Raw genomic sequence first — 14,158 nt, 5'->3', positions numbered from 1 at the left:
CATCAACAGTCCCCACCGCGCCGGGGGCGACACCTTCGATCGAACGACCAGAAATCCGAAGCCTCCGTCCCCCCGGGCGGAGGCTTCATCGCATTGCGGCAATGGTTCAGGGATACAGGGCTTGGCTTGATCGTTTCCGCCATCCATGATCGATCCCATGACCAAGATAGACCGGCGCGCGATGATCGCCGCCTCCGGCGCCGCGCTCCTCCTTCCCTCCGCGCTGCGCGCCCAGCCACGGGCCGAGGCTTTTTCATGGGAAGGTCTGGTCGCGCGGGCGCAGCAGCTGGCGCGCGCGCGCTATGCGGACACGCCCGCCCATCCCGGCGCGGCGAGGGTGGATTATGACGCGCTGCACGCGGCACGCTTTCGCGACGACCGGACCCTCTGGGGCGACCTGCCGGGCGATACCGGCGTCCGCTTCTTCCCGCTGTCCAACACCGCGCCACAGCCGGTGCAGATCGCGATCGTGGAGCGGGGGCAGGCGACGCCGCTGCGCTATGATCCCGCCATGTTCGACGCACCGGCGGGCAATGCCGTCGCCGCGCTGGGACCGGACGCGGGCTTTGCCGGCTTTCGCATCATGAACGCCCGGCGCGACGGCGACTGGCTGTCCTTCCTCGGCGCCAGCTATTTCCGCGCGCCCAGCCCGCAAAAGCAGTTCGGCCTGTCCGCCCGCGCGATCGCGATCAACACGAGCCTGGGCAAAGAGGAATTTCCCCGCTTCACCCATTTCTGGCTGGAGCGGACCGGCGACAGCAGCGTCACCATCTATGCGCTGCTCGACGGCACTTCGATCGCAGGCGCCTATCGTTTCGTCAGCAGCCTGGGCGCCGATGGCGTGCGGCAAGACGTTACCGCCGCCCTCTTCCCGCGCACGGCGATCCCGGAGCTGGGGCTGATGCCGATGACCAGCATGTTCTGGTACGACCAGGCCAATCGGGTCCAGGGCACCGACTGGCGGCCGGAAATCCATGACAGCGACCTTCTGTCGATCGCCAGCGCCGACGGCACCGCCCATGCCCGGCCGCTGGTCAACCCGTCCGCCCCGCTGGTCAGCGCCTTTGCCGAGCGTGATCCCAGGGGCTTCGGCCTGCTCCAGCGCGACCGGGATTTCGACCATTATCAGGATGACGGCGTCTATTATGACCGGCGCCCGTCGCTCTGGGCGACCCCGGCCAGGCCGCTGGGCCCGGGCGAGGTGCGGCTCTATGCCTTTCCCACAGACAGCGAATATACCGACAATGTCGCGGCCTACTGGACGCCGGCCGTCGCAGTAAGGCCAGGCCGGCGGATCGACGCCCGCTATCGGCTGGACTGGAGCGCCGCGACGGCACCCGCCTCGACCGGGCTGGCGGTCGTCCAGAATATCTGGCGCGGGCGCGGCGGAGAGGCAGGCAGCGATCGGCTGGTGGTCGACTTTTCGGGCGTGGCGGCGGGCAGCAAGCCGGACATCTGGAGCGACATCAAGGGCGGCACGCTGCTCAAGAGTGCCGGCTATCCCGTGCTCGGCAAGGCCGGATGCTATCGCGTCGTGCTCGACCTGCGGCGAAACGGGGCCGGTTCAGCTGATATTCGCCTGCAATTGCGTGCCGGCAATCGTGCATTCAGCGAATATGTGCATTACCCTGTCGGCGCGTGAGGGGAACCGTCGCCGTAACGAACGGTTCTGACGCCTGGGTCAACAGCAAGCAGGTCTGAACATGGGGAATGGAGGCGCAAGGTCGGCGGGGCCGACCGGCGAGGACGAGCCATTGGCGCGGGCCTTCGAACAGGTGCCGCCCGAAAGCCCGCTGGCCATGCCGGAGCAGGAGTTCGAGACCGCCCCGCCGCTGATCGCGCCGCGCCGCTTCAATATCGACCTGTGGGCGCGGCGGCTGCTGGTTGTGCTGCTGGCGCTGATCCCGGCCGCCATGGCCGCGCATGAGATGCGCCGGTCGATCGGCCTTGACGGCATCAGCGCCATGGAGGGGGTCTATCTTGCCCTCTTCATCTCGCTGTTCGCCTGGATCGCCTTCGGCTTTGCGACCGCGACCATCGGCTTCCTCCTCCAGACCGTGGGCAAGGGGCGCAGCGTCGCCCCCCGCCCGCTGCGCGCGTCCGAACCGCTGCGCGGCAAGACCGCCATCCTGCTGCCCGTCTGTAACGAGGATTTCCTGGGCGTGCTGGGCCGGCTGTCGATCATGGAGCGCAGCCTGGCGCAAGTGATGGGCGGCGAACGGTTCGAATTCTTCATCCTGTCCGATTCCAACGCCGAGAGTGGCGAGACGGAAAAGCGCGCCTATCAGGAAATGCGCACATCCTTCTCGCGCCCAGTCCATTATCGTCGCCGCGCGCTCAATATCGGGCGCAAGCCGGGCAACATCGCCGAATGGGTGCAGCGCTTCGGCGGCGGGTACGACTATATGGTCGTGCTGGACGCGGACAGCGTGATGAGCGGCCAGACCATGGCGCGGCTCGCCGCCGACATGGAGCGGCACCCGCATGTCGGCCTCATCCAGACCGTACCCACGGTGATGGGCGCATCCACCCTGTTCGCGCGCTGGCAGCAATTCGCCAGCCGCCTGTTCGGGCCGATCTCGGCCGCGGGCATGATCTGGTGGGCGGGTTCGGAAGGCATGTTCTGGGGCCATAATGCGATCGTTCGGGTGCGCGCCTTCGCCGAAAGCTGCGGCCTGCCCGAACTGCCCGGCCGCGCCCCCTTCGGCGGCCACATCATGAGTCACGACATGCTGGAGGCGGCGCTGCTGCGCCGGCGCGGCTGGGACGTCCACATGGTGACGGCGGACGACAGTTTCGAGGAATTTCCCCCCTCCATGCCCGATCTCTTCACCCGCGACCGCCGTTGGTGCCAGGGCAATATCCAGCATGTGCCATTGCTGTTTCGGATCGCCGGGCTGCATCCGGTCAGCCGGTTTCAGCTGCTCGTGGGCGCCAGCGCCTATTGCACGTCCCCCATGTGGCTGGCGCTGATGCTGGTGGTGCTGGGCGGCGCGGCGAGCGGTCTATGGCCGCCGGCGGCGGTGCTGCCGTCGAGCGGACTGCTGGCGGTGACGGCGCTGCTGCTGTTCGGGCCGAAAATCTTTTCGATCATCTGGGCGATGGCGGACCCGGCGCGGCGCATCGGCTTTGGCGGGGCGGCGCGCATGACGCGCGGGGTGATCGCCGACATCATCCTGTCGATCCTGATGGCCCCGGTCGCGATGCTGACCCAGACGATCAACCTGTTCGGCATATTGATGGGGCGCAAGAGCAGCTGGAACGGCCAGACCCGCGACCGCGACGGCATGGCCATCACCAGCGCGATCTGGCTGTTCAAATGGCATCTGCTGCTGGGCGCGGGCCTGACGGCGCTGGCGGTGAAGGCTGGCGGCCTGGGCTGGACCATCCCGGTGGTCGCAGGCCTTTTTCTCGCGCCGCTGCTGGCGGCGATCACCGCGCGCAAGGATCTGGGGCGCAGGGCGGAGGAAAGCGGCCTGTTTCAGGTCGCCGCCCCCTGGTGGCGGACGCAAAGCTACCGCCCGCTCCGCTTCCGCTGGCCGACCAGCGACGGTCGGCGCGTGGGACCGGTGGCGGCGAACGACGAATAGGATCAGTTGGACAAGTTCGATCCGGACGATCAATCGTCCCAGTCGCGCAGTTTCTCGCGCAGCTTGTCGAGTGCGGCCTTCTTGATCTGGCACACACGCGCCGCGCCGATGTCCAGCGTCTGGCCGATTTCCTCCAGGTTCAGTTCCTCGACGAAATAAAGTTGCAGCACCAGCGCCTCGCGCTGGGGCAGTTCGCCGATGCAGGCGGCGAGCGCCTTCTTGAGCGACTCGCGCTCCATGATGTCGTCGGCGCGATCCTCGACGTCGGCAAACCACATGGATTGGTCCGAATAGACCTCGTCCATGCTGGTGTGCTGGACCATCTCGACGCTGTCCGCGACCTCGCGATAGGCGGCCGGTTCCAGCCCCATCTCCGCCGACATTTCCGCTTCGGTGGGAAGGCGGCCGAGCTTCTGCTCCAGCCGGCTGCGAACCTTGGCCAGTTCCTTGCGCCTCGCCATCGCGGAGCGGCACAGCGTCGCCTGCCGCCGCAGATGATCGATCATCGCGCCACGAACGCGCAACTGCGCATAGGAAGCGAAGCCCAGGCCGCGATCCTCGAACCCGTTGGCCGCCTCGACCAGCGCGACCATGCCGATCTGGAGCAGATCCTCCACCTCGATCGCGGTCGAAACGCGGCCATGGACATGCCAGGCGATCTTGCGGACGAGCGGCATATATTGGCGCGCCAGCCGCTCCGGGCTGTTCTCCCCCGGCTTGGCATAGGTGTGGGCGCCGGCCTGAATCTTGTTCATGTACATGGCTCAGCCTTTCCTCAGGCGACTCGTTCGCGCTGCGGCAACGGATCGTGGCGCGGCGCCGGGCGAGGATCATTCCCTACCACCGCAACCACTTCCACTCCCTTACCGTCGGGAATTTCCAGGAAGGACAGCACCGGCGTTTCGGGCAGGTGCGGCTTGAACAGGCGGGCGAGCGCCCGGCGCGCGACGGGCGAGGTGACGATCGCGAAATTGCGCGCCTGGCCCAGCATCGGGCGCGCGGCATGGACCACCGATTCGACGATGCGGTTGGCAAGGCTCGGCTCGATCGGATGCCTGGCGTCGCCTGCGACGCGCATGGCCTGCGCCAGCATCGCCTCCAGGTCGCCGTCGAGGGTGATGACCGGCAGCGGCATCTTGACCGGCACCAGCCCCTGGATGATGAGCGCGCCGATGCGCTGACGCACGGCCTCCACCAGTTGCTCGGGACTCATGTCCGGGCGCGCGCCATCGACCATCGCCTCGCAGATGCGGCGGAAATCCTTGAGCGCGATGCCTTCGGACAGAAGCGCGCGGCACAGCGCGCTGATCTGCGTCAGGCTGAGCAGCCCCGGCGTCAGCCCGTCGACCAGCTGCGGCGCCACGTCCTTCAGATTGTCGAGCAGCTTGCGCGCCTCGTCCAGGCCGAACATTTCCGACGCGTTCATGGCGATCAGCTGGTTGAGGTGGGTGGCGACCACCGTCGGCGGATCGACCACGGTATAGCCCGCGACCACCGCCTCGCTGCGCTTCGCCTGCGAAATCCAGACGGCGTCGAGGCCGAAGGTCGGGTCTTTCGCCGCACGGCCCTGCACCGTGCCCTCCAGCGCGCCGCTGTCGAGCGCCAGCAGGTCGTCGGGCCAGATCTCGTCCTCGCCCACGACCACGCCGGCGATGGTGATGCGATACTGGTTCGGCTCCAGCGCCAGATTGTCCTTCACGCGAACCATCGGCACGACGAAGCCCAGTTCCTTGGACAATTGGCGGCGGATGCCGGTGATGCGCGCCATCAGCGGCGCGCCCTTGCGCTCGTCCACCAGCCCGATCAGGCCATAGCCGATCTCCAGACCCAGGATCGCGCCGTCGGACACGTCGTCCCATTCGATCAGCGCAGGATTGGGGGCGGGCGGCGGCGGCACCGGCTCGGCGGCCTTCTTGTGGCTCGCCTTGCGCAGCTGCCAGGCGATGCCCCCGGCAACCGCCGCGGCGGGCAGGATGATCATGTGCGGCATACCGGGCAGGATGCCCAGGAAACCGAGGATGGCGGCGACCGGCACCCATGCCTTGCCCGTACCGAACTGGCCCGCGATCTGCCCGGACAGGTCGCCTTCGCTCTTGACGCGGGTGACGATGGAGGCCGCCGCGATCGACAGCAGCAGCGCAGGGATCTGCGCGACCAGCGCGTCGCCGATCGCCAGGATGATGTAGGTCTGCGCGGCTTCGCCGATGGCGAGGCCATGGCTGACCACGCCCAGGATGATGCCGCCGACGATGTTGATGACCAGGATCAGGATGCCCGCGACAGCATCGCCCTTCACGAACTTGCTGGCACCGTCCATCGAACCATAGAAGTCCGCCTCGGTCGCGACTTCCTGACGGCGGGCCTTGGCTTCATCCGGCGTCATCAGACCGGCATTCAGGTCGGCGTCGATCGCCATCTGCTTGCCCGGTAGAGCGTCGAGGGTGAAGCGCGCGCTGACTTCGGAGACGCGGCCCGCGCCCTTGGTGATGACGACCAGGTTGATGATCATCAGGATGGCGAAGACGAAGATGCCGACCACATAATCGCCGCCGATCAGGAAATGACCGAAGGCTTCGATCACCTGCCCCGCGGCATCCGCCCCTTCATGCCCCTGCACCAGCACGACGCGGGTCGAGGCGACGTTGAGCGCCAGGCGCAGCAGCGTCGCGAACAGCAGCACGGTGGGGAAGCTGGAAAAGTCGAGCGGCTTGGCGGCATTGAGCGCCACCATCAGCACGGCAAGGCTGATCATGATGTTGGTGATGAAGCCGATGTCGAGCATGACCGCCGGCACCGGCACCATCATGAACAGCACGACCATCAGCGTCGCAAAGGGGAGCACGGCGCCCTTGGCGGCGCTCATCCAGATCTTCGCTTTGACTTGGGCAGGAGACATGATCGGCCGTTACCTTCCGAGGGTGGCAAGCATGAGATAGGCGAGGCGTGCGGTCTGCGGCTGCGGCTTGACCATGATGTCAGGCTGCTCGCTCAGGCGCTGGGTTTCGATCCGCACATAGTCGGCGGGCTGCACGGTCTTCGCGCCCGAAGGCAGCGCGGCGTCGGCATATTGAACCGGGCCGCCCAGGTTGTCCGAGCTTTTCTGGAGCTTGGCGGCAAAGCGGTCGCGAATTTCGGAGAAGCTGCGGGCATTGCCGGCACGGTCGTAGAAGATGGAGCGGTTGGCGCGCGCAGCCGACGGAAAGAGCGACGCGGCGCTGGCGTCAGGCGCGCGGTCATGGACCGACAGGAATTTGCTCGCGCCGCCGACACCCAGGAAATGGGCAAGGTAGAGATCGACCGGCTCGGCTTCGCGGCCCAGCCTCGATTCCAGATAGGCCTTGTTGTCGGCGGCATGTTCGGCCGCCATCACCGAAGCGGTTTCGGGATGCTTGCGCAGGTCGAGGATCTGCTGGCGCAATTCGGGGTCGGACACCTGATAGCGGCCGTTGCTGCCCCGGCTGATGGCGTCGGACGCCCAGCCCAGCCCATATTCACTGCCATGCTTGTCGATAACGGCGAGCCAGCTCTGGTCGATGAACTGATAGAGGCCGGTCGCAGAGGAGGTCGATGCGCGGGCAGTCGGGTTCAGGCTGGATTCGATCTTCGCCTGTCCCAGCAGATAGCTGAAGTCGACACCGGTGCGACGGCTCGCCATCGCAATCGCGTTGGTCACGCGATTGCTGGTCGATCCCGACGTTGCCGATATGTCTGCGAAAGCCGACACTGTTCCCAAAATCCCCACTTGCTAGCGAGGACATTAGAGCAAGGCTTGTGCCAAGATTTGGTTAACGCGGCAGCAAGAAAATGCGGCCGGTACAACGAAAAACGGCGCCCGCAGGCGCCGCTTCAGGATCGAAGCGAAAAAATTTCGGCGTCAGCGTCCGTAGGTCAGGGGCGCGACCTGCGCGCCATGCGCGGCCAGGATCGACAGGCGCTGGCCTGCATGGTCGGCCAGCAGGTTGACCCGCACGCGCGCGCTTTCGAGCAGGGGCAGCAGGGCATCGAGCCGCTGGGCCACCGCCGCTTCGGAGCGCCAGGCGCCGATCGCGCGCACCGCCGAAGCCGCCTTGCCGACCCGGTTGCTGGCCTGCTCGATCGCGGCCACGTCATGGCCGCCGAGCACAGCGCGCAATTCCTCGAAGGCGTCGAACAGATCGTCCAGTGCGGCAAGACCAAGCGGCATGGCGGCTCTTTCCTTCCCGGCCTTATCCGGCGGTCGGCAGGTCGAGCGCGATCATGCGCTCGGCAATGGCGTTCGCGTCGACCGGATAATTGCCCGATGCGATCGCGGCCTTGATGGCGGAAATCCGGTCCGTGTCGACCGGCGCGCCTTCGGCGGCCATGCGCGCGGCCGGGCTGGCCGACGCCGATGCAGCCGACGCGCCTGCCGAGCCGGTCGCCGACGAAGCGCGCGCCTTGCCGCCTTCCCGCAGGCTCGTCGCGCCGATCGCGCTGCTGATGCTCTGGCCCACAGAGTTGATCATTGGGTAAAATCCTTCACTCGTCCCTGAAACCCTATAACGGACAAGTTCAAAAACTATTAAATCCGGGAATACGCACAACCCCCATTTCCACGACCTGGGCGAAAATGGGCGCGCTTTTCTTGTCCTCACGCACCCTTATCGTCTGGCCCACGGCGCCATCCTCATCCGCGACCATCATGCGCGAGACACTGAAGACGGCATTGCCGGCCATCAACTGGACGGGATCGCCCTTGCGCACGACATTCTCCCTGGAGGCGACCGCAGGGACGGCGGCGCGCGTGAAGCGGCTGGCGGCGGCATTGCCGGGCAAGGGCCCCGACGCGGCGGTCGCCGCACCCGACACCAGCGGCACGCGGATGCGCCAGCCCAGCGCCTCGCACTTGACCAGCGCCGCGCCGAACACCGGCCCTTCGACGGTCGGCGTGGCGGGGCAGGCGGCCAGGCGAAGGCGGCGATCGACCGGCGCGGCGGGGCCGCCCGGCTCACCCAGATTGGCGCCGACGGTCATGGCGACCAGACTGTCGATGCGATCGAGATTCTCGAATTTCTGCTGCGCCAGCGCAGGCTGCGCGCCATTCAGCCCGAGGGCGGCGAGAAGGAGGAACGACACTCGAAACACAGCACGTCTCCCAAAAAGACAAACAGTCATGCCGTGAATTCAGCAATTTTCGTGCCAGTCGCCTTCAATGGCGCTTGAGCGCGCCCGGCGCGATGCGGATGATCTGGCCCTGCCCGGCCGGGTCCTCCGCCTGGTCGAGGCCACGGATCAGCAGCCGGTCCTGCGCGATTCCCTGGGCTTGCAGCGCCCGCGCGACCGCGCCCAGCCGGGCGGCGGCCAGATCCCATTCGTCGAAGCGCCGGCGCGACGCATCCGCGCCATGGCTGCGTATTTCCACCCCGCCCGGCGCTCCGGCGAAGCGCCGCGCCATGCTGGCAAGCAGCGCCTGCCCGCCTGCGCTCAACAGCGCCTCCCCCGGCACGAACAGCTCGGCGGCGCGCAGTTCGACACCTTGCCGCATGGCCCGTCCGCCAAATTGCTGGCTGACCTGCGCCAGCATCGCGTCGCGCCGCGATCCGCTGGCCTGGAGCAGCACGAAGAAGGCGAGCAGCAGCAGCAGCAGGTCGGCAAAGCTCACAGCCCAGCGATTGCGCCGGGCGGTCGCGGACGATGATGCATGGACAGGCGCGGTCATGCGACTTCGCGCATCGACGCGCGGCGCAGCGGCGCATTTTCGCGCCGGGCGATCGCCAGCATCCGGTCCGCCGCCTCGCGCTGCCACGCGAGTTCGCGCCCGGACAGGTCGGCGAGACGGGCGGCGATGGGCGCGGCGATCAGGTTGGCGATGACCACGCCGTAAAAGGTGGTGAGCAGCGCCAGCGCCATCGACGGGCCAAGCGCGGCGGGATCGTCCATCGCCGCGAACATGCCGACCAGGCCGATGATCGTGCCGGCCATGCCCAGCGCGGGCGCGGCGTCAGCGATCGACAGCCAGACCTTGTGAACCGCGCCGTGGCGCTCCGCGCGATCGGCCACCGCCTGCGCGGCCCAAAGCGCGAACGCTTCGGTCCGGTCGCAATTGGCGAGCTTGCGCGCGGCCTCCGCCAGGAAGGGGTTGGCGGTCTTTACCCGGTCGGTGCAGGCCAGGCCGCGCAATTGCGCCACCTGGTCGATCTTCAGCATTGCCGCACGCGCCGCATCCCGGTCGCGCAACGGATCGGCCCCCAGCAGCGGGCGCAGCGCCGCGATCGCGCGCGCCGACGCGCCGGCGCCATTCTGGAACAGCGTCACCAGGCCGATCCCGCCCAGCATCGCCGCCAGCGTCAGGGGATCGAACAAATGGCTGAAAATCGCGATCATGGCCGTCCCGTCCCTTACCGTCGCACCGGCGGCGGCAACAGCCTGCCGCCGACCGGCAAAAATTTGCCGCCCTTGCCGCCCTTTCCCGCAACAGCCCGGTTTTCCGCAAATTTCCCGCCTGCCGATGCGTCACCCACGCAAATTGGCACGGCTCTTGCTGATCACAGGCTGGATCACCCGCAGGAGACGCCATCAGGCATCAGAACGGCGGGCCACAGGAAACTTTTAGAGCCTTTTGAGGGCAAACGGACATGGCGGTGGAAGAAAATCTGTTCGGGATACATGGAAAGGCGCTGGCGCTTCGCTCGCAGCGCCTCTCCCTGCTCGCGTCCAACATCGCCAACGCGTCCACACCCGGCTACAAGGCGCGCGACATCGATTTCGAAGCCGCGCTGAAAGAGGCCACCGCGCAGGCCGGCAGCTCCGCCGCCGACGTGTCCAGGGCCGTCGATGATGCGATGGGCTATCGCGTGCCGCTGCAACCCAGCCTGGACGGCAACACCGTCGAACTGAGCACCGAGCAGACGCTGTTCGCCGAAAATGCGGTCAAATATCGCACGACCCTCTCCTTCCTGGAGGGCCGCATCAACACCATCAATCGCGCGCTGAAGGGAGAATGAGCATGAGCGGCTCAAATCCTATGAACGTCTTCGACATCGCCGGCCGCGCCATGAGCGCGCAGTTGGTGCGGCTCAACGCCACCGCCTCCAACATGGCCAATGCGGGCAATGTCACCGGCAGCGCGGGCGAAGCCTATCGCGCGATCAAGCCGGTGTTCGAATCCGTCACCGATACGCCGGGCGTATCGACCGTGAAGGTCAAGAATGTCGTCACCACCAATGCCGAGCCGACCAAGCGCCACGACCCCAATCATCCGCTGGCCGACGCCAATGGTGATGTCTGGGAAGCCGCGGTCGATGGCAATGCCGAACTGGTCGACATGATCGAGACCGCGCGCATGTACCAGAACAATGTCCAGGTCCTGAACACGGCCAAATCCCTGATGCTCGAAACCATAAGGATCGGCAAATGACGACGACCTCCACCGTCACCGACAGCGCGGGCCTTTCGGTCTACAACCCGAACGCCACCGTCGGCACGGGCAGCGCCACCATGGACCAGTCGAGCTTCCTGACGCTGCTGACCGCGCAGATGCAGTATCAGGATCCGTTCGAGCCGGTCGACAACGCCCAGATGGTGTCGCAGATGGCGACCATCACCAATTCGTCGGGCATCGCGGAAATGAACGCGACGCTGAAAAGCCTGGCGAGCGAGCTGACCGGTACGCGGTTGGGCGATGCGGCCAGCTGGATCGGCAAGTCGATGCTGGTCCAGAGCAATATCGCCGCGCCCGACGCGACCGGCACCTATGCCGGCCAGATCACCCTGACGGACGCCGTGGACGGCGCCACCATCGACCTGATCGATGCCGACGGCAATGTCGTCAAGACGATCGACATGGGCGCGCAGGAAGCCGGCGACGTCACCTTCTACTGGGACGGCAAGGATGATGCGGGCGAAACCGTCGCCACCGACGCCCTCCAGGTCAAGGTCAATGGTGCCACCCCCAGCCGGGTCGCGACCTGGGCCACCATCGCCGCCGTCCAGTCACCCGCGGACGGCTCCTCCTCAAAGCTCATCACCGCGCTCGGCACCTACAGCCCGTCCGACGCGATAAGCCTGATGTAACGCCACCCCTCACACCCTTTTCCTTTTCACCCAAGGAGCAACGCCATGTCCTTCTACATCTCCCTGTCGGGCCTCAAGGGCGCGCAGACCGACCTGTCGACCATTTCCAACAACGTCGCCAATGTGAGCAGCACCGCCTTCAAGAAGAGCAAGGCGCAGTTCGGCGACATCTTCGCCGCCGCGCCGATGCAGACCACCAGCCAGGTCGCCGGCCAGGGCGTGCGCGTGCAGGGCGTCGCCCAGCAATATACCCAGGGCACCATCGAAACCACCGACAAGACGCTGGACCTGGCCGTCACCGGCGAAGGCTTCTTCACCGTGCGGGGCGAGGACGGCAATGTCAGCTACACCCGCAACGGCGCCTTCTCGGTCGACGAGGACCGCTATGTGGTCGACACCACCGGGTCGCGCATCCAGGTGTTCGCGGTCGATCCCACGACCGGCGACCCCACCACGGCCACGGCCGGCGCCACCCCGGCCGACCTCACCGACCTGCAGGTTCCCACCACCCTTGGCGGGCTCGCGGACGGCGCGCAGCTGACCAGCGTCGGCGTGTCGAAGGAAGGCCTGGTCTCGGCCGTCTATGCCGATGGCAGCACCGTCTATCTGGGCCAGGTCGCCATGGCCTCGTTCAACAGCCAGGAAGGCCTGCGTCAGGAGGGCGACGCCCACTGGACCTCGACCGTGGCCAGCGGCAACCCGATCCTGGGCACCGCCAACCAGGGCCTGTTCGGCGCGGTCAATTCCGGCTCGCTGGAACGCTCCAACGTCGACATCACCGAGGAACTGGTCAACCTGATCGCCGCGCAGCGCAACTTCCAGGCGAACAGCAAGGCGATCGAGGCGGCGAACACGCTGACCACGACCATCGTCAATCTCCGCACCTGAACGACGCAGGGTTAGAAGGAAGCGCCCATGGACCGGCTCGTCAACACGGCACTTACGGCAATGCGCGGCGCGATGGCGCGGCAGGCGTCGGTCGCGAACAATCTCGCGAACGTCAACACCATCGGCTTTCGCGCCGAAATCGCCAATGCCGAGACGCGCTGGATTCAGGGCGAAACCTTCGACACCCGCGCCCAGGCGTCGGAACAGGTGATCGCCGCCGACATGGCGCAAGGCGCGGTCACCGCCACCGGCAATCCGCTGGACGTGGCGATGAACGGCGACGCGCTGCTCGCGGTTCAGGGCGCGGACGGCAGCGAAGCCTATACGCGCCGGGGCGACCTGCGCGTCACCGACAGCGGCCTGCTCACGACCGGCGACGGCCTCGCCGTGCTGGGCGAAGGCGGCCCGATCATCCTGCCGCAGATGGACAGCGTGTCGATCGCGCAGGACGGCAGCATCTGGGGCGTGCCGCAGGGCGGCGACCCGGCCAATCCGCAGCAGGTCGACAAGCTGAAGCTGGTCAGCGCCACCGGCTCCAGCATCGCCAAGGGCACGGACGGCCTGTTCCGCGAAGTGAATGGCGGCGCCCTGCCTTCCGATCCCATCGCCACCGTCACCGCAGGATCGCTCGAAGGATCAAACGTCAATTCGACCCAGGCGCTGATCCAGATGATCGAGGCGAGCCGGGCCTGGGAAACCCAGGTCAAGATGATCGATACCGCCAAGCAGTTGGACGATGGCGGCGCCTCGCTGATGCGCCTCGACAGCTGAATCAGATGGTTAATATTGGCACGCATCTTGCTTTTATGAGCGCATGAGCACCCTTTGGGGATGCCGCACGGAGATTGAACGATGAGCAACGCCGCCCTTCATGTCGCCCGCACCGGCCTCGACGCGCAGAACACGAAGATGCGCGTGATCGCCAACAACCTGGCGAACGTCAACACGACCGGCTTCAAGAAGGACCGCGCCGATTTCGAGACGCTGGCCTATCAGCAGATCGTCGCGGCGGGCGCCAATTCGGACAGCGAGAACAAGTTCGCCACCGGCCTCAATCTGGGGTCGGGCGTCTCGCTCCAGGGCACGAGCAAGATCAACACCCAAGGCACGCTCAACCAGACCAGCAACGCGCTGGACATGGCGATCGAGGGATCGGGCTATTTCCAGGTACAGCAGCCCGACGGCTCCACCGCCTATACCCGCGCCGGCAATTTCAGCGTCACCGCCGAAGGCACGATCGTGACCAGCGACGGCCTGCCGCTGATCCCCCAGATCACCGTGCCGCAGGGCGCGACATCGGTCTCGATCGGCAATGACGGCACCGTCTCGGCCACCTTGCAGGGGGAAAGCGAACCCAGCCAGCTCGGCCAGATCGAACTGGCCAGCTTCATGAACCCGGCCGGGCTTCAGTCGACCGGCGGCAACCTGCTGGTCGAAACCGCCGCCAGCGGCACGCCGCAGGTCGGCGTCGCGGGTCTCGAAGGCCGGGGCGTCATCCGGTCGGGCTATCTGGAGACGTCGAACGTCAACATCGTCGAGGAGCTGGTCGACATGATCGAGACCCAGCGCGCCTATGAGGTCAACTCGAAGATGATCAAGGCGACCGACGAGATGCTCCAGTACGTCAACCAGAATATGTGAGCGGGATG

Annotated in this window: 16 protein-coding genes; 8 read left to right on the top strand and 8 right to left on the bottom strand. The window is 66.6% G+C overall.

Going from position 1 to position 14,158, the window contains the following annotated elements:
- Nucleotides 1-157 precede the first annotated feature (157 nt).
- Both A7Q26_RS04520 and mdoH read left to right on the top strand, forming a co-directional pair.
- Nucleotides 158-1,642, top strand: coding sequence for a glucan biosynthesis protein (locus tag A7Q26_RS04520; RefSeq protein ID WP_066857972.1), 1,485 nt, complete (start codon nt 158-160; stop codon nt 1,640-1,642).
- 61 nt (nt 1,643-1,703) lie between these two features.
- A complete protein-coding gene (gene mdoH, locus A7Q26_RS04515) occupies nt 1,704-3,590 on the top strand; it encodes a glucans biosynthesis glucosyltransferase MdoH (protein WP_066857209.1) in 1,887 nt (628 codons plus the stop codon).
- Between the two features lie 29 nt (nt 3,591-3,619).
- Here the strand turns inward: mdoH and A7Q26_RS04510 are convergent, their stop codons facing one another.
- From A7Q26_RS04510 to A7Q26_RS04475, 8 genes are all read right to left on the bottom strand, one after another.
- The gene (locus A7Q26_RS04510; RefSeq protein WP_066857206.1) at nt 3,620-4,351 is read right to left on the bottom strand and encodes a sigma-70 family RNA polymerase sigma factor; all 732 of its coding nucleotides are present in this window, start codon (nt 4,349-4,351) and stop codon (nt 3,620-3,622) included.
- A 14-nt stretch (nt 4,352-4,365) separates the two neighbouring features.
- On the bottom strand, nt 4,366-6,486 hold the full coding sequence (gene flhA / locus A7Q26_RS04505; protein WP_066857203.1) for a flagellar biosynthesis protein FlhA: 2,121 nt from the start codon (nt 6,484-6,486) through the stop codon (nt 4,366-4,368).
- Nucleotides 6,487-6,495: 9 nt separating this feature from the next.
- Nucleotides 6,496-7,314 (bottom strand): flagellar biosynthesis protein FlgJ, encoded by an 819-nt coding sequence (locus A7Q26_RS04500; protein WP_066857200.1) that lies wholly within the window; start codon nt 7,312-7,314, stop codon nt 6,496-6,498.
- Between the two features lie 150 nt (nt 7,315-7,464).
- Entirely contained in the window at nt 7,465-7,773 is a 309-nt protein-coding gene (locus A7Q26_RS04495) for a hypothetical protein (RefSeq protein WP_066857198.1), read from the bottom strand.
- Between the two features lie 22 nt (nt 7,774-7,795).
- A complete protein-coding gene (flgM, locus tag A7Q26_RS04490) occupies nt 7,796-8,074 on the bottom strand; it encodes a flagellar biosynthesis anti-sigma factor FlgM (RefSeq protein ID WP_066857196.1) in 279 nt (92 codons plus the stop codon).
- A 46-nt stretch (nt 8,075-8,120) separates the two neighbouring features.
- Nucleotides 8,121-8,723 (bottom strand): flagella basal body P-ring formation protein FlgA, encoded by a 603-nt coding sequence (locus A7Q26_RS04485; protein WP_084439001.1) that lies wholly within the window; start codon nt 8,721-8,723, stop codon nt 8,121-8,123.
- Between the two features lie 34 nt (nt 8,724-8,757).
- Nucleotides 8,758-9,267, bottom strand: coding sequence for a flagellar motor protein MotB (locus tag A7Q26_RS04480; protein WP_066857192.1), 510 nt, complete (start codon nt 9,265-9,267; stop codon nt 8,758-8,760).
- Entirely contained in the window at nt 9,264-9,932 is a 669-nt protein-coding gene (locus tag A7Q26_RS04475) for a MotA/TolQ/ExbB proton channel family protein (RefSeq protein WP_066857190.1), read from the bottom strand. The genes A7Q26_RS04480 and A7Q26_RS04475 overlap by 4 nt, the downstream gene beginning before the upstream one ends.
- Before the next feature lie 251 nt (nt 9,933-10,183).
- Between A7Q26_RS04475 and flgB the strand changes: the two genes are divergently transcribed.
- The 6 genes from flgB to flgG all read left to right on the top strand — a co-directional run bounded on the left by flgB (nt 10,184) and on the right by flgG (nt 14,150).
- A complete protein-coding gene (gene flgB / locus A7Q26_RS04470; RefSeq protein ID WP_066857188.1) occupies nt 10,184-10,552 on the top strand; it encodes a flagellar basal body rod protein FlgB in 369 nt (122 codons plus the stop codon).
- A gap of 2 nt (nt 10,553-10,554) precedes the next feature.
- On the top strand, nt 10,555-10,965 hold the full coding sequence (gene flgC / locus A7Q26_RS04465; protein WP_066857185.1) for a flagellar basal body rod protein FlgC: 411 nt from the start codon (nt 10,555-10,557) through the stop codon (nt 10,963-10,965).
- Nucleotides 10,962-11,621, top strand: coding sequence for a flagellar hook assembly protein FlgD (locus tag A7Q26_RS04460; protein ID WP_066857183.1), 660 nt, complete (start codon nt 10,962-10,964; stop codon nt 11,619-11,621). The genes flgC and A7Q26_RS04460 overlap by 4 nt, the downstream gene beginning before the upstream one ends.
- 45 nt (nt 11,622-11,666) lie before the next feature.
- Nucleotides 11,667-12,509 carry a flagellar hook-basal body complex protein gene (locus tag A7Q26_RS04455; RefSeq protein ID WP_066857180.1) on the top strand — a complete coding sequence of 281 codons (843 nt, stop codon included), beginning with the start codon at nt 11,667-11,669 and terminating at the stop codon, nt 12,507-12,509.
- A gap of 27 nt (nt 12,510-12,536) precedes the next feature.
- Nucleotides 12,537-13,280, top strand: a complete 744-nt coding sequence (locus A7Q26_RS04450; RefSeq protein WP_066857177.1) for a flagellar basal body rod protein FlgF — start codon at nt 12,537-12,539, stop codon at nt 13,278-13,280.
- Between the two features lie 81 nt (nt 13,281-13,361).
- Nucleotides 13,362-14,150 carry a flagellar basal-body rod protein FlgG gene (flgG, locus tag A7Q26_RS04445; RefSeq protein ID WP_066857175.1) on the top strand — a complete coding sequence of 263 codons (789 nt, stop codon included), beginning with the start codon at nt 13,362-13,364 and terminating at the stop codon, nt 14,148-14,150.
- The last annotated feature ends 8 nt before the right edge of the window (nt 14,151-14,158 follow it).

The sequence above is a fragment of the Sphingobium sp. TCM1 genome (assembly GCF_001650725.1).
Taxonomy (GTDB): Bacteria; Pseudomonadota; Alphaproteobacteria; order Sphingomonadales; family Sphingomonadaceae; genus Sphingobium.
The sequence above is the reverse complement of the archived record's forward strand: the minus strand, read 5'-3'. Positions and strand labels throughout refer to the sequence as shown.